The organism is Actinomadura sp. NPDC048032, from assembly GCF_040653175.1.
Lineage (GTDB): Bacteria > Actinomycetota > Actinomycetes > Streptosporangiales > Streptosporangiaceae > Spirillospora > Spirillospora verrucosospora.
This window is the reverse complement of the sequence record NZ_JBEZJP010000021.1, coordinates 20639-38486: the sequence shown is the minus strand read 5'-3', so window position 1 is coordinate 38486 and position 17848 is coordinate 20639. Positions and strand designations below refer to the sequence as shown.

The window sequence follows — 17848 nt, the reverse complement described above, 5'->3', positions numbered from 1 at the left end:
GACGAGCAGGAGCGGCGCCGTGTCCGCGAGCTCGGCGAGGTAGTCGCCGACGGCCAGGTGGAGCCGGAACCGCCCCGTGACGACGTCGGCGCCGCCGCGCCCGATGACGGAGTCGTCCAGGAGGGCCCCGAGCCGTCCGGCGAGGCCCTCGGCGGGCGGGGCGGCGGACGCCAGGTCGCGCAGCAGTTCGGCCCAGGGCCAGGCGGCGGGCGCACCGGCGGTCTCCGGCGCCGTCCCCCACGCGCACGTCCAGCCCCGGCCGGCCAGGTCGCGCGCGAGCCTCTCGGCGAGCGCGGTCTTGCCCATCCCGGCGTCGCCGCAGACGATGACGACGCCGCCGCGGCCCGCGGCGGCGTTCCCTGCGGCCTCCTCCAGCCGCGCCAGTTCCTGGACGCGGCCGACGAAGGCCGGGCCCTCGCCGGGACGGGGCGCGGGCGCGAGCCGCAAGGCGGGACGCACCGGCGCCGGCCGCTCCGGCTCGCCCAGCGCGGGCTCCTGCGCCAGGATGTCGCTCTCCAGGCGGCGCAGCGCCGGGCCGGGATCGACGCCGAGCTGCTCGGTGAGGGCCGCGCGGGCGCGGCGCAGCGCGGCGAGGGCGTCGCCCTGGCGCCCGGCGCGGTAGAGGGCGAGGGACAGCAGCCGCCACGCCTCCTCGCGCAGCGGGTTGGCGGCGGCGTGGGTCTCCAGGTCGGGGACGGCCTCGGCGGCCGATCCGAGCCTCAGCATGGCCGCGGCGCGGTGCTCGACCGCCAGCCGGCGCCGCTCGTCCAGGCGGGCGGTCTCGGCCGCGGCCCACGGCAGGCCGCCGAACTCGGCGTAGGCGGGCCCGCGCCACTCGGCGAGCGCCGCCTCCGCGCGGCGGCGCGCCTCCCGCGGGTCGGCCGCCGCCAGCTCGGCGGCCTCGTCGATCAGCGCGTCGAACCGCCACGCGTCGACGGCGCCGTCCGGCAGCCGGAGCGCGTACCCCGGCGGCTCGGTGACCAGGATCCGCGCGGGCGTGCGGGGCGGGCGGTCCGGTTCGAGCGCGCGGCGCAGGTGGGACACGAAGGACTGGAGGCCGGCGGCGGCGCGCGGCGGGGGCGTGCCCGCCCACAGCTCGTCGACGAGCCGGTCGGCGGGCACCATGCGGCCCCGCGCGGCGACGAGGCGGGCGAGCACGGAGCGCTGCCGGTGACCGCCGAGGTCGGCGGCGGTTCCGGCCACCTCGGCCCCGAAGGCCCCGAGAACGCGTACGACTGGCGACATGTCCCGATCAGCCTAACCGGGGCATGCCGCCCTTCTGTGGTGACTCCCCCGGCTACGCGCGGCTGGGCTCGGGGCGCCGCTCGGCGGGCCGCGCGGGCGCCGCGCCGCCGTGCAGGTCGATCGCCGGCAGCACCCGGGCGAGCGGCTTCGGCAGCCACCAGTTCGCCCGTCCGAGCAGCGACATCGTGGCCGGCACCAGCACGAGGCGCACGACCGTCGCGTCCAGCGCCACCGCGACCGCGAGCCCGACCCCCATCTGCTTGATCACCAGGCCGGGGTCGGCGGCGAAGCCGAGGAACACCGCCACCATGATCAGTGCCGCGCTGCTGATCACCCGGCCGGTCGCGGCGAGCCCGGTGGACACCGAGCCGCGCGCGTCGCCGTGCAGCAGCCATTCCTCCCGGACCCGCGAGAGCAGGAAGACCTCGTAGTCCATGGAGACGCCGAACAGGACGGCGAACATCAGCAGCAGGATGAACGACGACACCGGGACGCTGTGCGGCAGGCCGAGCAGCTCCGCGCCCCACCCCCACTGGAACACGGCCGTGAGCACCCCGTACGCGGCGCCGATCGACAGCAGGTTCATCGCCGCGGCCTTCAGCGGCGCCAGCAGCGACCGGAACACGATCATCAGCATCACGAACGACGTCGCGACCACCACGCCGATCACCGGCCACAGCCGGTCCGACAGCACCCGGGACAGGTCCACGTAGATGGCGGTCAGCCCGGTGACCTCGGTGTCGGGCGGAAGCACGTCGGCCCGGATCCGGTCGACGAGGCCGGTCACCCGCGCGTCCTGCGGCCCGTAGTCCGGCGTCACCATGATCACCGCGGCGTCGCCGCGCGGGGAGGCCTGCGGCGGCGCCACGGACGCGACGCCCTCGGTGGCCTCCAGCCGGTCCCGCAGCCCCGGTAGGGACGCCTCGTCGGTCCGGGTGAGGTCGACGGCGACGACGAGCGGCCCGTTGGCGCCCGCGCCGAAGCCTTCGGCGACCAGGTCGTAGGCCTGGCGGACGGTGTTGGACGTGGGCTCGCTGCTGGCGTCGCTCGGCCACGTCCGCATGCCGAGCGCCGGGGCGGCGAGCGTGAGCATCAGCACCCCGGCGGCGAGCAGCCACGGCCAGGGGTGCCGGCCGACGTGCACGGCCCACCGCCGCACCCGCGGCGACTCCACGGCGATCGCCGCGCCGGCGGCGCGGTCGCGGCGGCGCAGCACCCGGCGGCCGGCGAGGCCCAGCACGGCCGGCAGCAGCGTGACCGCGCTCAGCACGGTCGCCGCGACGACGATCCCGGTGGTGAACCCCATCGTCATGAACACCGGGATCCGCGACAGCACCAGCCCGCACAGCGCCAGGAGCACCGTGAACCCCGCGAAGATCACCGACAGGCCCGCGGTCGCGATGGCGCGTCCCACCGCCTCCGGGACGTCGAGCCCCTCCGCGAGCCCCTCCCGGTGGCGGGTCAGGACGAACAGCGCGTAGTCGATGCCGACCCCGAGACCGACCATGGTGGCGAGCGTCGGCGCGGTGGTCGCGACGTCGGTGAACGCGGCGACCAGCGTGATCCCGGACACGCCGACGCCGAGCCCGGCCAGCGCGACGGCGAGCGGCAGCCCGGCCGCCACCACGGACCCGAACGCCAGCAGCAGGATGACCAGGGCCGCCACGATCCCGATCGCCTCGGCGACGCCGCCGGGCGCGGTCACGTTCTCGGGGACCTGGCCGCCGAACTCCACCCGGTAGCCGGCGGCGTCCAGGCTCCGCGTCGCCGACCGCAGCAGGTCGAGGGTCTCCTTGGGCCCGAGGTCGGTGACCGGCACCGAGTACCGGACCGTCATCAGCGCGGTCGCGCCGCCCTTGCCGATCTGCACCGGGTCGACGCCGCTGACGTGCGGCAGCCCGCGCAGCTCCGTCGCCGCCGCCGCCAGCTTCGCCTGGTCGACCCTGCCTGTCTCCGCGTGCACCACGACCCGCGCGTCGGCCCCCGCCAGCGCGGGGAACCGCTCCTTCAGCAGGTCGGTGGCCTGCTGCGAGCCCGTCCCGGCCAGCGTGTAGTTGTCGTGCAGGGCGCCCCCGGCGACACCGGACAGTCCGGCCATCGCGGCGACGAGCACCAGCCAGACGACGATGAACCGCCAGGGCCGCAGAGCGGCGGCCCTTCCCAGGCGGTAGAGCAGACGGGACATTACTTCTCCCCCAGAACGGCGTTGTTCGACGCTCCCCAGGCTCGCGTGCGCCCCTTGCCGTCCACTTGGCGCCGACTTGCGGTCCGCCGATCCGGCCGGGCGGACCGCCGATCCGGCCGTCCCGCCCGCCCGCGTTGCCCGTACGCTGGGGGCGTGAGCGAGCTGAACGCCGAGGACGCGAAGATCATCACCCTGGCCCGGTCGGCGCGGGCCCGCACGGGCGCCGCCGAGGGCGCCGCCGTGCGCGACGAGACGGGCCGCACCTACTCCGCCACGAGCGTGGACCTGCCGTCCCTGAAGCTCTCGGCGCTCAAGGTCGCCGTCGCGATGGCCGTCTCCAGCGGCGCCGAGGACCTGGAGGCCGCCGCCGTCGTCACCGCCGCCGAGGCCGCCGACCCCGCCGACGTCGCCGCCGTTAGGGATCTCGGCCCCAAGGCGCCGGTCCTGCTCGCCGCCCCCGACGGCAGCGTCCGCGACATCGTCCGCAGCTGAACCGGCCGGCGGCCGGGACCGTCAGCGGGAGTGGTCCGAGGCCTCCCGGCTCCTGGCGTCCGCCGGCGGGGCGCCGAGCCGCCGCACCAGGACGGTCCCGACCCGGTTGCGGCGCCCGGCGATCGTCTCGGCCTTGAGGGACAGCACGGGGCCGGGCTCGCCGGTGGAGGCCTCGTTCGTGGCGACCTCGGCGGTGGACCCCTCGATCGGGACGCGGCCGAGCGCGTGCGCGAGCAGGCCGCCGACCGTCTCGACGTCCTCGGCGTCGATCTCCACGTCGAACAGCTCGGCGAGGTCCTCCACGGGCAGGCGGGCGGTGACGCGGGCCGCGTCGTCGGAGAGCCAGGTCACCGGCGGGGTCTCCACGTCGTACTCGTCGGTGATCTCACCGACGATCTCCTCCAGGATGTCCTCGATGGTGACCAGGCCCGCGGTGCCGCCGTACTCGTCGATGACGATCGCCACATGGATCTGCCGGGCCTGCATCTCGCGCAGCAGCTCGTCGATCGGCTTGCTGTCGGGGACGTAGGTGGCGGGCCGCATGACCGAGTCGACCGTCTCGACCGACTCGCCCTCCCGGTGCTCCTGGCTGCGCCGGACGATGTCCTTGAGGTAGGCGATGCCGACGACGTCGTCCTCGTTCTCGCCGACGACGGGGATGCGGGAGAAGCCGCTGCGCAGCGCCAGCGACATCGCCTGCCGCAGGGTCTTCGTGCGCTCGACGAACACGATGTCGGTGCGCGGCACCATCACCTCGCGGACGAGGGTGTCGCCCAGCTCGAACACCGAGTGGATCATCTCCCGCTCGACCGGCTCGATCAGGCTGCGCTGCTCGGCGAGGTCGACCAGGTCGCGCAGCTCCGCCTCGGAGGCGAACGGGCCCTCCCGGAACCCCTTGCCGGGCGTGAGGGCGTTGCCGAGCAGGATCAGCAGCCGGGGCAGCGGCCCGAACACCCGGGTCACCGGGTGGATCACGGCGGCGCCCGCCAGCGCGATCCGGTCGGCGTGCTGGATGCCGAGGGTGCGCGGTCCCACCCCGATCACCACGTAGCTGACGACGATCATCACGGCGGCGGCGGTGACGTAGGCGCGCCACGTCTCGTCCAGCCAGGAGATGCACAGATTCGCGACGATCACGGTGGCGACCAGCTCGCAGCCGATCCGCAGCAGCAGGACCATGTTGACGTAGCGGGCCGGGTCGGCGACGACCTCCGCCAGCCGCCTGGCGCCGCGCCGCCCCTCCCGGAGCGCCTCCTCGACCGTGACGCGCGAGACCCGGGCGAGCGCCGTCTCGGTGCCGGCCAGCAGGCCCGCCAAGAACACCAGGCCCACCGCCAGGGCGGACAGCCACGCCTGCGCGGTGCTCATCAACCGCCGCGTTTCTCCCGCCAGGAGGTGAGGAGCTCGGCCTGAAGGCCGAACATCTCCCGGTGCTCCTCCGGCTCGGCGTGGTCGTAGCCCAGAAGGTGCAGGATGCCGTGCGTGCACAGCAGCTCCAGCTCCTCCGCGGTGCTGTGCCCGGCCTCCCTCGCCTGCTTCTCGGCGACGGCGGGGCACAGCACGACGTCGCCGAGCAGCCCCGGGTCGGCCTCGCCGTCCTCGTCGGCGCCGCCGGACATGTGCCCGGGTCGCAGCTCGTCCATGGGGAACGACAGGACGTCGGTCGGGCCCGGCTCGTCCATCCACTTCACGTGCAGCTCGGTCATCGCGTCCTCGTCGACCAGCAGCACCGACAGCTCGGCCAGCGGGTGGACGCGCATCCCGTCCAGGACGTGCCGGCACAGGTCGGCGATGGCCTTCTCGTCGACCTCGGCGTCCGACTCGTTCAGCACCTCGATGCTCACTGCCGCCCCCGCTTGCGGGGGCCGCCGCGCGCCGCGCCCTGCTTGATCTGCGGGACCTGCTTCTCGTCGAACCGGTTGTAGGCGTCGACGATCTCGGTGACGAGCTTGTGGCGCACGACGTCGCGGCTGTCCAGCCGGGAGAAGTGGATGTCCTGGACGCCGTCCAGGATCTCCTGGACGACGCGCAGCCCGCTCAGCTGCCCGTTCGGCAGGTCGACCTGGGTGACGTCGCCGGTCACCACGACCTTCGACCCGAACCCGAGCCGGGTGAGGAACATCTTCATCTGCTCGGGCGAGGTGTTCTGCGCCTCGTCCAGGATGATGAACGAGTCGTTGAGGGTGCGGCCGCGCATGTACGCCAGGGGGGCGACCTCGATGGTGCCCGCGGCCATCAGGCGCGGGATCGAGTCGGGGTCGACCATGTCGTGGAGCGCGTCGTACAGGGGGCGCAGGTACGGGTCGATCTTCTCGTAGAGCGTTCCCGGCAGGAAGCCGAGCCGCTCGCCCGCCTCGACGGCGGGCCGCGTCAGGATGATCCGGTTGACCTGCTTGTCCTGCAGGGCGCGGACGGCCTTGGCCATGGCGAGGTACGTCTTGCCGGTGCCGGCCGGGCCGATGCCGAAGACGATCGTGTGCTTGTCGATCGCGTCGACGTACCGCCGCTGGTTCAGCGTCTTCGGGCGGATGGTCCGGCCCCGGCTGGACAGCACGTCCAGGGTGAGGACCTCCGCGGGACGCGCGCCGCTCTCGCCGCGCAGCATCGCCAGGCTGCGCTCGACGGCGTCCGGGGTGAGCTGGGTGCCGCCCTTCAGCAGTTCGAGCATCTCGGTGAACAGCCGCGAGACGAGGTCGGTCTCGTCCTCCGGGCCGGTCACGGTGATCTCGTTGCCGCGGACGTGGATGTCGATGCCGGCGCCGAACGCGTGCTCGATCGCGTGGAGCAACTCATCCCGGGAGCCCAGCAGGCTCACCATCGAGTGGTCGTCCGGCACCACGATCTTGATCTGCGAGCGCGAGCCTGTCCGGTCGTCGCGCCCCGTGCGGGTTGCCCTCGCGTGAGTTGATTCGACCATCAGCCGGGCCTTGCGGCCTATCGGACCTGCCTTCTGTCTGCTCCGGGTGTCCTGGTGTACCGGTTCCATCGTACTGGCGACCCCCGACACACCGCCGCAGCATTTTCCCGCGCGCGGCGGGCGGCTCAGCCGGGCGGCCAGTTCAGGCCACGTCCGCCCAGCACGTGGGCGTGCACGTGGAACACCGTCTGGCCCGCCTGGGAGCCGGTGTTGAACACGATCCGGTAGCCGGTCTCGGCGACGCCCTCGTCGGCGGCGACCTCGTGGGCCTCGCGCACCATCTCGGCGAGCAGCTCGGCGTCCGAGGCGGCCAGCTCACCGACCGTCGGGTGGTGGTCACGCGGGATGACCAGCACGTGCGTCGGCGCCTGGGGATTGATGTCGCGGAACGCCACCGTCCCCGCCGACTCGCGGACGATCGTGGCGGGCACGTCCCCAGAAACGATCTTGCAGAACAGGCAGTCGGTCATCTGTCTCCCCTCGCGGCGGTCCGCGACCGCCCGGAAATCCTATCGGGACCGGCGCGGGCACGGATCGCGGCCGTCCCGGCCGGACAGGATTCCCGTCGATCGAATCGCCGTAGCGGTCGGCATTTCGACCGGCCACTGGCTAAGGTTGTCAGCTCAGGCGTAACCCCCCGGTTCGCAAGGCGTTGCGGCACATCTCGCCCCCGGCGGGAACGCCCGGATCACGTCGGTTCGGACGCGCCCGTCCGAATGGACGGCGGGGGGCCGGCAAAGGCGGCGGATAGGTGACCGAGGCAAACCAGGACATGCCCTTTCGTAAACCGAGCGACGAGGGTGCGCGTCCCACTGACGTGACCGAGACCCTCGTGGCCAGGGGCACGGCGGGCGCGGTGGCCGTCGCCTGGGACGCCGATCAGGCGGTGACCGCCCTCTACAGCGCCAACTACCGTTCGCTGGTGCGCCTGGCGGCCATGCTCGTCCGGGACGCGGGGACGGCCGAGGAGGTCGTGCAGGACGCGTTCGTCGCGATGCACGGCGGCTGGCGCCGGCTGCGCGACCCGGACAAGGCCCTGTCGTACCTGCGCCAGTCGGTGGTCAACCGGTCGCGATCGGTGCTCCGGCACCGCGCCGTCGTCGAGAAGTACGCCCCCAAGGGCCTGCCCGACGCGCCGAGCGCGGAAGCCGGCGCCATCGGAGAGCTGGAGCGCTCGGCGGTGATCGACGCGCTCTCCCGGCTCCCCGCCCGCCAGCGGGAGGCGCTCGTCCTTCGCTACTACGCCGATCTGTCCGAAGCGGAGATCGCCAACGCGATGGGCATCTCCCGCGGCGCCGTGAAGAGTCATACGGCGCGCGGCATGACCGCGCTACGCAACGTCCTGGAGCAGTTCTCATGACCACCGACCCCCACGACGAGCACGGCGAGATCCTCCGCCGCGCCCTGCACGCGGAGGCGGACTCGGTCAACCCCGCGGGCGACGGCCTGGAGCGCATCCAGGCCCGTATCGCCGACGGCCGGCGCCGCCGGACCGGCCTCGGACGGTTCGGCCCGGCGCGTTTCGGGTTCGACCGGTTCACCGTGAACTGGGCGCGCCCCCTCCTCGCCGTGGCCGCGGCCGTGCTGATCGCCGGGCTCGGCGTGACGGCGCCGCAGACGATCGACATGATCCAGCAGTCGGTCGGCAGCAACAGCCCGTCCGGCGACGGGGGCGACGACACCGCCGGGGACCGCACCGGCCCGGGGATCGACCCCGAGTTCCCCGTCCCGTCCTCGCCGGGCGCCAGCACGTCGGGAGAGCCGAGCACCCCGCAGACGCCGAGCACCAGTTCCTCGCCGGGGCTGTCGTCGTGCCGCATCCCCTCGCCGGGGGCCTCGGCCGGCTCGACCGCCACGCCGACGCCGGCGACCACGCCGTGCCCGAGCGAGACCCCGACGCAGGCGCCCCCCACGACGCCGGCCCCGCCCACGTCCACGACGCCCCCGCCGCCGAGCAAGCCCACCGAGCAGCCGACGCCGTCCGAGACGAGCGAGCCCGCGGTGACGACCGAGCAGAACCCCGCCACCACCCCGTGACGGCGCCCGCCGGCGCTACCAGCGGCCGGTGGCGGCCAGCAGCACGCTGGCCGCCGCGACTCCCGCGGTCGAGGTGCGCAGGACGGTCGGGCCGAGCCGAGCCGGACGCCCGCCCGCCGCGGCGAAGCGCTCCAGCTCGTCCTCGCTGATCCCGCCCTCGGGGCCGACCACGAGGACGATGTCGCCCCGCTCGGGCGGCTCCACGGCGCTCAGCGGCGCCTCGGCCTCCTCGTGCAGGACCAGGGCGAGGGACGCGCCGGCGATCCGCTCGGCGACGTCCTCGGTGGACTCCAGCTCCGCCACCTCGGGCAGGCGGCCGCGGCGCGCCTGCTTGCCGGCCTCGCGGGCGGTCGCGCGCCAGCGTCCGAGGGCCTTGTCGCGCCGCTCCGGGCGCCAGCGGGTGACGCACCGGGACGCCGACCACGGGACGATCTCGTCGACGCCGACCTCGGTCATGGTCTCGACCGCGAGCTCGCCCCTGTCGCCCTTCGGGAGGGCCTGGACGACCACGAGGCGGGGCGCGGGCGGGGGCTCCCGGTGCCGGGCCAGCACGTCCAGCGTGAGGGACGCCCGGTCGGCCTCGGTGACGACGCATTCGGCCAGCAGGCCCTCGCCGTCGGTCAGGTCGACCCGCTCCCCCGGCCGCAGCCGCCGCACGGCCGCCGCGTGCCGGCCCTCGGGCCCGTCGAGCAGGACGCGGTCGCGTTCCAGCTCGGCGGTTCCGGCGAGAAAGACCGGCGGGCTCATCCGGGCCGTCCGGGGGAACCGGGGCTCCGGCGGGCGTCGCTCATCGCTGCCACCCTGCTCCTCAATCGCCGCGGCGGCCTTCCTCGTAGGCCGCCGCCACCGCGCTTCAGTGCTGGTTGAAGACGTCCTTGAGACGGGAGAACACGCCGCGCTGCCCGGGGGCGAACCTGCCGGGCGGGCGCTCCTCGCCGCGCAGCACCGCGAGCCGCCGCAGCAGCTCCTCCTGCTCCTCGTCGAGCCTGTTCGGCGTCTCCACGTTGACGTGGATCATCAGATCGCCGCGGCCGCTCTCGTTGAGGTGCCGGACGCCCCGGTTGTAGAGCGTGATGACCTGGCCCGACTGCGTTCCGGGCTTGATGTCGACGCTCTCGGCGGCGTCCAGCGTCTCGATCGTGACGCTGGTCCCGAGCGCCGCCGCCGTCATCGGGATCTCGACCGTGCAGTGCAGGTCGTCGCCCTCCCGCTCGAAGATCGGGTGCGGCTTCTCCACGATCTCCAGGAACAGGTCGCCGGGCGGGCCGCCGCCCGGGCCGATCTCGCCCTCGCCGGCGAGCTGGATGTGGATGCCGTTCTCCACGCCGGCCGGGATCTTGACCTTGACGGTGCGCCGGGTGCGGACCCGGCCGTCGCCGGAGCACTCGGTGCACGGGTTGCGGATCACCGAGCCGAAGCCGCCGCACGCCGGGCACGGCCGGGCCGTCATGACCTGGCCGAGGAACGAGCGCTGGACCTGCTGCACCTCGCCGCGGCCGTGGCACGTCTCGCACGTCTCCGGGTGGGTGCCGGGCGCGCAGCCCGACCCCTCGCAGGTCGTGCAGGCGACCGCCGTGTCGATGGACAGCTCGCGGGTGGTGCCGAACGCGGTCTCGGCGAGGTCGAGCTCGACCCGCAGCGTCGCGTTGCGGCCGCGCCGGGCGCGCGACCGCGGGCCCCGCGAGGTCGCGGTGCCGAAGAAGGCGTCCATGATGTCGCTGAACGGGAACCCGGCGCCGCCGAACCCGCCGGCCCCGGCCCCGCCCGCGGACGCGAACGGGTCCGCGCCGAGGTCGTACATCTCGCGCTTCTTGGGGTCGGAGAGCACCTCGTAGGCCTGGGTGATCTCCTTGAACCGCTCCTGGGTCTCCGGATCCGGGTTGACGTCCGGGTGGAGTTCCCGCGCGAGCCGGCGGTAGGCCTTCTTGACCTCGTCGGCGCTGGCGTCCCGCCGGACGCCCAGGGTCGCGTAGTAGTCGTTCGCCACTTACGACCCCGCCAGGATCTGTCCCACGTAGCGTGCCACTGCCCGTACCGCTCCCATCGTGCTGGGGTAATCCATGCGTGTCGGCCCGAGCACTCCCAGCCGGGCCAGAGTGAGGTCGCCCACCCCGTAGTCGGCGGCGACGACCGAGGTCGACTTGAGCCCCAGGTCGGGGTTCTCGGTGCCGATCCGCACCGTAACTGTAGAGGAGTCGCCGGTCTCGCCGAGCAGCCGCATGAGGACCACCTGCTCCTCCAGCGCCACCAGCACCTCCCGCAGGCTCTGCGAGAAGTCCACGGCGGCGAGGTTGGCCGCCCCGGCGAAAACGATCTTCTCCTCGTGCTTCTCGACGAGCGTCTCCAGCAGGACCGATAGGACCGCCGCCGCCACCGGCCGCTCGTCCGGGCCCACCTTGTCGGGCAGGTCCGCCACGGCCGCCGGGACCTCGCCGAAGCCGAGCCCGTCCAGGCACGTGTTGAGCAACGCCCGCAGGTGGCCGATCGATTCCTCGGAGATCTGCCCGGTCTCGATGACCCGCTGCTCGACCCGGCCGGTGTTGGTGATCAGGACGAGCAGCAGCCGCCCCTCCGCCACCGGGACCAGCTCCACGTGCCGGACCGCCGAGCGGGTCAGCGACGGGTACTGCACCACCGCGACCTGCCGGGTCAGCTGCGCGAGCAGCCGCACCGTCCGGCCGACGACGTCGTCGAGGTCGTAGGCCCCCGACAGGAACGTCTCGATCGCGCGGCGCTCGGCGACCGACAGCGGCTTGATCGTGGACAGCCGGTCGACGAACAGCCGGTAGCCCTTGTCGGTGGGGACGCGCCCGGCGCTGGTGTGGGGCTGGGCGATGTAGCCCTGCTCCTCCAGCACCGCCATGTCGTTGCGGATGGTCGCGGGCGACACCCCGAGGTTGTGCCGGTCGGCCAGCGCCTTGGATCCCACCGGCTCGTTGGTGGAGACGTAGTCCTCGACGATGGCGCGCAGGACCGCTAGTTTCCGGTCGTCCAGCACGATGTCACCTCCTTCGTCCGGCCGGTCCGTGCCACTGGCACTCCTTGCTTTCGAGTGCCAAGTCTACGGCCCGGACGGCTCGACTGGAGCGCCCCCGCACTCTCCGCATGGCTGCGTGATCCTATCCGGCCGGGAAACCGCCGCCACGCCGAAGAACGCGGGGCGGCGCCGCACGGGCGTCCCGCCCGGTTAATGTGCGGATCTGTGCGGAGTAAGAACTACGGAAACGACGTGCTGGGCGGCGACTGGCGGCGGCCCCGCAAAGGCCAGATCCCGGAGGTCCCCGCCGAGCCCGGCCTGGTCGCCGAGGATCCCGACAGCGGATTCTGCGGCGCCGTGGTCGGCTGCGACAAGTTCGGCGTCACCCTGGAGGACCGGTTCGGCAAGCGCCGGGTCTTCCCGCTGACCAGGTCCGGGTTCCTCATCGACGGGAAACCGGTCACCCTCGTCCGGCCCGCCGCCGCGCCCGCGGGCCCGGCGCGGTCGGCCTCCGGATCGATCGCCGTCCGGGGCCTGCGGGCGCAGGTCGCCAAGGAGAGCCGCATCTATGTGGAGGGCCTCCACGACGCCGAACTGGTCGAGAAGATCTGGGGCCACGACCTGCGCGTCGAGGGCGTCGTCGTCGAGTACCTCGAAGGCGTGGACGACCTGCCCGCCATCGTCGAGGAGTTCGCCCCCGAGGAGGGACGGCGCCTCGGCGTCCTGGTCGACCACCTCGTGGACGGGTCCAAGGAGTCGCGGATCGCCGCCCGGGTCACCTCGCCGCACGTCCTCGTGACCGGCCACCCCTTCATCGACATCTGGGAGGCCGTCAAGCCCGCGGCCGTCGGCATCCGCGCCTGGCCCCGCATCCCCCGCGGCGTCCCCTGGAAGGAGGGCGTGATCGCCGAACTCGGCTGGGGCGACGACACGGGCGCCGCCTGGAAACGCATCCTCGGCTCCGTGAACGCCTACACCGACCTGGAGCCCGCCCTCCTCGGCCGCGTGGAGGAACTCATCGACTTCGTGACCGCCTAGCCCAGGGCCCCCTGGGGGAGGTCAGGTGAGGGCTCGGACCACGGCGTCGGCCAGAAGGCGGCCCTTGAGGGTGAGGACGGCTCGGCCCTGCTCGTAGGGGGCGGGCTCGACCAGGCCGTCGGCTATCGCTCTGCGGGCGGCGCCGTCGTCCAGGAGGTGGGCGGGGCAGCCCTGGGCGAGGCGCAGTTCGAGCATGACGCGTTCGATGTGCCGGTCCTCGTCGGTGAGGATCTCCCTGGCGTGGGCGGGCGTGGTGCCCTCGGCGAGGCGGGCGGCGTAGGCGGCGGGGTGCTTGACGTTCCACCAGCGGGTGCCGCCGACGTGGCTGTGGGCGCCCGGGCCGACGCCCCACCAGTCGGCGCCCGTCCAGTAGAGCATGTTGTGCCGGCATGCGGCGCGCGGGTCGGCGGCCCAGTTGGAGATCTCGTACCAGTGCAGGCCGTTGCCGCTGAGCAGCTCGTCGGCGATCAGGTAGCGGTCGGCCATGGCGTCGTCGTCGGGAGCGGTCAGTTCGCCGCGCCGCACCTGCGCCGCCAGGCGGGTGCCCTCCTCGACGATGAGCGCGTAGGCGGACACGTGGTCGGGCTCCGCCGCCAGGGCCGCCTCCAGGGAGCCCCTCCAGTCGTCGTCGGTCTCCCCTGGCGTCCCGTAGATGAGGTCGAGGTTGATGTGCTCGAAACCCGCCTTGCGCGTCCACTCGACGACCTGCGGGACGCGTCCGGGCGTGTGCGCGCGTTCCAGGACGGCCAGGACGTGCTCGCGCGCGCTCTGCATGCCGTAGGAGACGCGTGTGAAGCCGGCTTCGCGGAGTCCGGCGACGTACGCCTCGTCCACCGACTCCGGATTGGCCTCGGTGGTGACCTCCGCGCCCGGGGCGAGCCCGAACTCGGCGTCGATGGCGGAAAGGACGCGGCCCAGGTCGTCCGGCGGGAGCAGGGTCGGCGTGCCGCCGCCCACGAAGACGGTCTCCACGGGGAGGTCCACGTCGCCGAGCACTCGCCGGGCCATGCGGACCTCGCGGATCGCGGTGTCGGCGTAGGAGTCGCGGCTCGCCCCTGGGCCGAGCTCCGTCGCCGTGTACGTGTTGAAGTCGCAGTACCCGCACCGGGTCACGCAGAAGGGCACGTGCACGTAGAAGGCGAACGGGCGCTTTCCGAGGCCGTCCAGGGCGTCGCCGGGCAGCGCACCGTCGGCCGGCACGGGATCTCCGTCAGGGAGCGTCGAGGGCACCTGTCCAGTCTGCCCCGCTCCGCCGCCTGCTTCGACCGGGCGGTCAGGCGTCCCCGAGCTTGTCGCGGAGCCAGTCGGGGATGTGCTCGGCCGCGCGGGGGAAGCGGTCGAGGTCCTGGACGTACGCGGACGGGGCCAGCGGCGGGGTGAAGTCGGGCTCGCCGTCGTAGTCGAACTCGGCGCTGAAGTGGCCGGAGCGCTCGACCTGGAGGCGCGCGGTGAACCAGGCGCCCTTGTCGGCCCGGTACATGACGCGGCGCAACTCGTCCATCTTCCCGACGGCCTGGCCCGGGGGCAGGGCCGTGCGGCGCCCGCCGCCCGGGCCCTCGACCTCGAAGGAGGCGCTGTCGATGCCGACCGTCGCGCGGAACTCGAAGTCGAGCCGCTGCCAGCCCGCGGGGGCGGCCGAACGCAGCGCGCGCACGGCGCCGTTCACCGTCTCCCGCTCCTTCTCGGAACGCAGAACCTGGTCGGGGTGGGTCACGCTGCCTCCGCGAGGTCGGCCGGGTTCGGTTGATCAAGGCGCCGTACCCGTCCGACCGTACCGCCATCGGCGCCCATGCCAAGCAGCCGCCGCCGTGTCGCGGCCGACCGGCGCGACTTGCGTCGCCGACCGCCTGAGGAGCCGCAACGAATACGGATAAGGTCGTCGGGATGCGAAATGAGGGTGCGACCGGCCGGGGACGCGTTCCCGCCCGGGTGCTGCTGCGCGGCGAGCCGGACGGCTGGCACTGGGTGCTGGTGGACGACGCGGGCGCCGAGCGGCGCTCGGACTTCGCCGGCGCGGGGACGCGCTGGTCCCCGCGCGGCCGCTCCGACCCGGAACCGGCGTGGTGGCGCCGCCGGCTCGCCGAGACGGCCGACGGCCTGCGGGAGGCGGTCGCCGAGCGGCTGACCGACGCGACGTTCCGCGAGTTCGGCGCCGAGGCCGCGGTGACCTGGTTCGCGGTGGCCGAGCCCGTCGAGTGGGAGGGCATCGTCACCCTCCGGGAGGCCGATCCGGCACGGTTCCCCGGCCGCGTGCCGCCGTTCGTGGTCACGCTGGAGCCGGGGCGCGGGGCGCTGCTGCCGGACGCGAGCCTGCTGTTCTCCACCCGCGCCGCGGACGCCTGGACGACCCTCGCCGCGATCGCCGAGCGGTGCGGCACCCTCCCGCCGAAGTCGTCGTTCCTGTGCGGGTGGGCCGGGCACCGCAGCGTCCGGGTGGGGCGCGGGACGCTGGCGCTGTCCACCGGGCGGGGCGACGACGGCGTCGAGCGGCTCGCGCAGATCTGCGGGACGCGGACGTCCGGCTGGAGCGGCAACCCCGAGATGCGGTTCCGGCTCGACGGCGTCGACCTGCTCGACGAGCCCGCCGGCGACGTCGTCGCGCTGCTGCGGGAGCTCGGCCACGAGATCGCCCGGCGCGGCCGCTCGGTCCACCTGGCGGCCTGCGGGCTCACCCTCCACGCGCCCGACGGGGCGGACGAGGCGGAGCGGTTCACCGGCGTGTCCCTGGGGGTGCCCGCGGGGCTGTCGCCGCTGTGGGCCGGTTCCTGACCCGCGCGACTCCCCGGCGCACACGGAGCCGTCACCCACGGGGGACCTCGCCGTCACCCGAACGCAACCGCGGCCGCCTAGGTTCCCCGATCATGAGAAGCCGCGCGCGCCATGCAGTGCTCGCCGTGACCGGCGCAGCCCTCGCCGGCGCTCCCCTCGCCCTCACCGCCCCCGCCCACGCCGCCGGACCGCCCGGCACGATCAACGTCCACCGCGGCGGCCCCGCCCGGTCGCTGCCGTTCACCGCCCGCCGGGACGGGGAGGCGGTGATCTCCTTCACCGCGTCCGCCCCGGGCGTCTCCTGGGCTCGCCGGGGCGCCGAGTCGGCCGTCGTGTCGATCGCCGTCGACGGGCGCCATGTGACCGACCTCGTCGTCCCCTCGTCCGACCCGGTCCCCCGCAGCCTCGGGCTCGGGCACGTCGGGAAGGGGCGCCACAAGGTGACACTGCGGTTCGCCAAGGGCAGCGCGCCCGCCGCACGGCGCGTCACCCTCCGGCGGCCCGCGGTCGGCATGCCGGAGGCGGAGGCGCTCGCCCTGCGCCACGCGCCCGTCGTCGTCGGGCGGACCGGCTGGCCGTTCGGCGACCCCTACCAGAACGCGACCACCGACACCCCCCTTCTCGCGTGGCACGAGACCCGTCCCGCCGCCGCCCCCGGCCACAAGATCATCGAGTACTCGGTGGTGTGGAGCAACGAGGACGGCGGCACCGACACGCCCGCGCTGATGGCCCGCTGGGGCCGGACGACCGACATCGAGTGGATCTACCGGGTCGAGGTCGACGCGTCCGGCCGGCGCGTGGACGGCACCGCCGTCTACCAGGCGCCGATGCACCTGACCCTGAAGTTCACGGGCCGCTACGAAGGCGACCATCCCGTCCTGCAGACCTGCACCCAGAACAACAACATGTGCGACGTGATCTCGCCGGACCCGCCGCTGCGCTTCCTGCTCGACGCCGGCGGCACGCGCCCGGACGGCCGGGCCCGCGAGGCCGTCATGGACCGCGAGCCGTGGACCTACCGGATCGCCGCGCAGGAGATGGTCCGCGAGAAGAAGATCGAGAACCCGTCCGATCCGGCGACGCGCGAGGTCGGCGACCAGCGGACGTACCTGTTCGTGGAGTTCGCCAAGACGACGGGCGCCGCGACCGGGCCGGGGTCGGTCCCGGGCGTCGCGCTCGGGGTGCGCCTGAAGGCCGACCCGTCCCGGCTCTACCGCTCCGACCACGACGAGCCGACCTGGTCGATCGACCGTGACGGCGCCGTCGCCACCACCGTCGAGCTGCCGGAGGGGACCGCGGTCTCCGGCATCGCGAGCATCGAGGCCCTCCGCCGTCCCACCGGAACCGGGGACAACGGCGCGCCGGCCACCGTGACGTCCATCAACCGCGGGTTCTTCCTGGACGGCTCGTTCCTGCCGCAGCCCTCGTCGGTCGCGTGGAAGGGCTCGGTCACGCTCACGCAGGCGGCCCCGTCCGCCGTCCTCTGGCGGCCCTGACACCGCACCGGGCGTCCCCGGACGTCCCCCGGGCGGGCCCGTGGCACGAATCGGCCACGGCCCGCCCGTTCGCGGGAACCCAGGCGAACTTCACGCACGTCCAAGGAGTCATACACTTCGCCAATAGCTCTCATAGCGAACCGGAGAGGACGTCCGCCATGGCCTACGGGCACCCCCCGTCGCCCGGCCAGGGACAGCAGCCCCAGTGGCAGCAGCAGCAGGCCCCCTGGCAGCAGCCCGGAAACGCCTGGCAGCAGCCGCAGCAACCCCAGGGCGGCATGGGCTGGCAGCAGCAGCCGCCTCAGGGCGGGAACGATTTCCAGGGCGGGAGCAACACCGCCCAGATGCCCGGCGACTTCGGCCCCGTCACCGACGACGAGAGGACGTGGTCGCTGATGGCGTACGTGGGCCAGTTCCTCGTCGGCGTGATCGCCCCGGCCGTCGTCTACCTCGGCAAGGCCCGCTCGCCGTTCGTGCGCAGGCACGCCGCGCAGGGCCTCAACATGGGCATCGCGGCCATCGCCGTGTGGTTCGTCTTCGGCCTGCTGTCGCTGGTCGCCGACTTCCTCATCTGGGTGCCGCTGCTCTTCACGGCCGTGGAGATGGTCTTCCTGGTGTACGCGGGCAGGGCCGCCAACCGCGGCGAGTTCCGGCGCGTCCCGGCCGCGGTGGCCTGGCCCCTGCTGAAGTAG

Annotated in this window: 18 protein-coding genes; 7 read left to right on the top strand and 11 right to left on the bottom strand. The window is 73.9% G+C overall.

Annotation, left to right across the window (positions count from 1 at the left end):
• Both AB0C69_RS05370 and AB0C69_RS05365 read right to left on the bottom strand, forming a co-directional pair.
• Nucleotides 1–1245, bottom strand: a 1245-nt coding sequence (locus tag AB0C69_RS05370) for a BTAD domain-containing putative transcriptional regulator (protein ID WP_360350063.1), incomplete at its 3' end; no start/stop codon positions are given.
• Between the two features lie 52 nt (nt 1246–1297).
• Nucleotides 1298–3430 (bottom strand): MMPL family transporter, encoded by a 2133-nt coding sequence (locus tag AB0C69_RS05365; RefSeq protein WP_360350060.1) that lies wholly within the window; start codon nt 3428–3430, stop codon nt 1298–1300.
• A 153-nt stretch (nt 3431–3583) separates the two neighbouring features.
• Here AB0C69_RS05365 and AB0C69_RS05360 point away from each other — a divergent pair, with 153 nt between their 5' ends.
• Nucleotides 3584–3922 (top strand): cytidine deaminase, encoded by a 339-nt coding sequence (locus tag AB0C69_RS05360; protein WP_360350057.1) that lies wholly within the window; start codon nt 3584–3586, stop codon nt 3920–3922.
• A gap of 21 nt (nt 3923–3943) precedes the next feature.
• Here AB0C69_RS05360 and AB0C69_RS05355 read toward each other — a convergent pair whose 3' ends face one another.
• The 4 genes from AB0C69_RS05355 to AB0C69_RS05340 all read right to left on the bottom strand — a co-directional run bounded on the left by AB0C69_RS05355 (nt 3944) and on the right by AB0C69_RS05340 (nt 7309).
• Nucleotides 3944–5290 carry a hemolysin family protein gene (locus AB0C69_RS05355; RefSeq protein WP_345174420.1) on the bottom strand — a complete coding sequence of 449 codons (1347 nt, stop codon included), beginning with the start codon at nt 5288–5290 and terminating at the stop codon, nt 3944–3946.
• Nucleotides 5290–5766: an rRNA maturation RNase YbeY gene (gene ybeY, locus AB0C69_RS05350; RefSeq protein WP_345174417.1), complete on the bottom strand. Its 477-nt coding sequence runs from the start codon at nt 5764–5766 to the stop codon at nt 5290–5292. Before ybeY ends, AB0C69_RS05355 begins: the two co-directional genes overlap by 1 nt.
• Entirely contained in the window at nt 5763–6839 is a 1077-nt protein-coding gene (locus tag AB0C69_RS05345) for a PhoH family protein (protein WP_345174415.1), read from the bottom strand. Before AB0C69_RS05345 ends, ybeY begins: the two co-directional genes overlap by 4 nt.
• Nucleotides 6840–6964: 125 nt before the next feature.
• Nucleotides 6965–7309: a histidine triad nucleotide-binding protein gene (locus tag AB0C69_RS05340; protein ID WP_345174413.1), complete on the bottom strand. Its 345-nt coding sequence runs from the start codon at nt 7307–7309 to the stop codon at nt 6965–6967.
• 347 nt (nt 7310–7656) lie between these two features.
• On the opposite strand from AB0C69_RS05340, the gene AB0C69_RS05335 reads away from it, so the two are divergent.
• Both AB0C69_RS05335 and AB0C69_RS05330 read left to right on the top strand, forming a co-directional pair.
• Nucleotides 7657–8199, top strand: coding sequence for a SigE family RNA polymerase sigma factor (locus AB0C69_RS05335; RefSeq protein ID WP_021597207.1), 543 nt, complete (start codon nt 7657–7659; stop codon nt 8197–8199).
• A complete protein-coding gene (locus tag AB0C69_RS05330) occupies nt 8196–8876 on the top strand; it encodes a hypothetical protein (RefSeq protein ID WP_360350051.1) in 681 nt (226 codons plus the stop codon). The genes AB0C69_RS05335 and AB0C69_RS05330 overlap by 4 nt, the downstream gene beginning before the upstream one ends.
• A 15-nt stretch (nt 8877–8891) precedes the next feature.
• Here AB0C69_RS05330 and AB0C69_RS05325 read toward each other — a convergent pair whose 3' ends face one another.
• The 3 genes from AB0C69_RS05325 to hrcA form a co-directional block, all read right to left on the bottom strand.
• Entirely contained in the window at nt 8892–9623 is a 732-nt protein-coding gene (locus tag AB0C69_RS05325) for a 16S rRNA (uracil(1498)-N(3))-methyltransferase (RefSeq protein WP_360350048.1), read from the bottom strand.
• Between the two features lie 106 nt (nt 9624–9729).
• The gene (gene dnaJ / locus AB0C69_RS05320; protein ID WP_345174404.1) at nt 9730–10863 is read right to left on the bottom strand and encodes a molecular chaperone DnaJ; all 1134 of its coding nucleotides are present in this window, start codon (nt 10861–10863) and stop codon (nt 9730–9732) included.
• The gene (gene hrcA, locus AB0C69_RS05315) at nt 10864–11874 is read right to left on the bottom strand and encodes a heat-inducible transcriptional repressor HrcA (RefSeq protein ID WP_345174401.1); all 1011 of its coding nucleotides are present in this window, start codon (nt 11872–11874) and stop codon (nt 10864–10866) included. It lies immediately after the preceding gene.
• Between the two features lie 204 nt (nt 11875–12078).
• On the opposite strand from hrcA, the gene AB0C69_RS05310 reads away from it, so the two are divergent.
• On the top strand, nt 12079–12891 hold the full coding sequence (locus tag AB0C69_RS05310; RefSeq protein ID WP_360350044.1) for a DUF3097 domain-containing protein: 813 nt from the start codon (nt 12079–12081) through the stop codon (nt 12889–12891).
• 21 nt (nt 12892–12912) lie between these two features.
• On the opposite strand, the gene hemW is transcribed toward AB0C69_RS05310, so the two are convergent.
• On the bottom strand, nt 12913–14121 hold the full coding sequence (gene hemW / locus AB0C69_RS05305) for a radical SAM family heme chaperone HemW (protein WP_360350041.1): 1209 nt from the start codon (nt 14119–14121) through the stop codon (nt 12913–12915).
• Nucleotides 14122–14164: 43 nt separating this feature from the next.
• Nucleotides 14165–14605, bottom strand: coding sequence for a hypothetical protein (locus AB0C69_RS05300; protein WP_360350038.1), 441 nt, complete (start codon nt 14603–14605; stop codon nt 14165–14167).
• A 170-nt stretch (nt 14606–14775) separates the two neighbouring features.
• Between AB0C69_RS05300 and AB0C69_RS05295 the strand changes: the two genes are divergently transcribed.
• The 3 genes from AB0C69_RS05295 (at nt 14776) to AB0C69_RS05285 (ending at nt 17848) form a co-directional block, all read left to right on the top strand.
• Complete coding sequence (locus AB0C69_RS05295; RefSeq protein WP_345174392.1) at nt 14776–15660, top strand: hypothetical protein; 885 nt, start codon at nt 14776–14778, stop codon at nt 15658–15660.
• 125 nt (nt 15661–15785) lie between these two features.
• Nucleotides 15786–17156: a hypothetical protein gene (locus tag AB0C69_RS05290; RefSeq protein WP_360350035.1), complete on the top strand. Its 1371-nt coding sequence runs from the start codon at nt 15786–15788 to the stop codon at nt 17154–17156.
• Between the two features lie 158 nt (nt 17157–17314).
• Nucleotides 17315–17848 (top strand): DUF4870 domain-containing protein, encoded by a 534-nt coding sequence (locus AB0C69_RS05285; protein ID WP_360350032.1) that lies wholly within the window; start codon nt 17315–17317, stop codon nt 17846–17848.

Excerpts from the sequence above, each read along its gene's own strand:
- AB0C69_RS05295 (WP_345174392.1), top strand. The coding sequence starts at position 14,776 with ATGCGAAATGAGGGTGCGACCGGCCGGGGACGCGTTCCCGCCCGGGTG.
- AB0C69_RS05325 (WP_360350048.1), bottom strand. The coding sequence starts at position 9,623 with ATGAGCCCGCCGGTCTTTCTCGCCGGAACCGCCGAGCTGGAACGCGAC.
- AB0C69_RS05365 (WP_360350060.1), bottom strand. The coding sequence starts at position 3,430 with ATGTCCCGTCTGCTCTACCGCCTGGGAAGGGCCGCCGCTCTGCGGCCC.
- AB0C69_RS05340 (WP_345174413.1), bottom strand. The coding sequence starts at position 7,309 with ATGACCGACTGCCTGTTCTGCAAGATCGTTTCTGGGGACGTGCCCGCC.
- AB0C69_RS05355 (WP_345174420.1), bottom strand. The coding sequence starts at position 5,290 with ATGAGCACCGCGCAGGCGTGGCTGTCCGCCCTGGCGGTGGGCCTGGTG.
- AB0C69_RS05285 (WP_360350032.1), top strand. The coding sequence starts at position 17,315 with ATGGCCTACGGGCACCCCCCGTCGCCCGGCCAGGGACAGCAGCCCCAG.
- AB0C69_RS05330 (WP_360350051.1), top strand. The coding sequence starts at position 8,196 with ATGACCACCGACCCCCACGACGAGCACGGCGAGATCCTCCGCCGCGCC.
- AB0C69_RS05345 (WP_345174415.1), bottom strand. The coding sequence starts at position 6,839 with ATGGTCGAATCAACTCACGCGAGGGCAACCCGCACGGGGCGCGACGAC.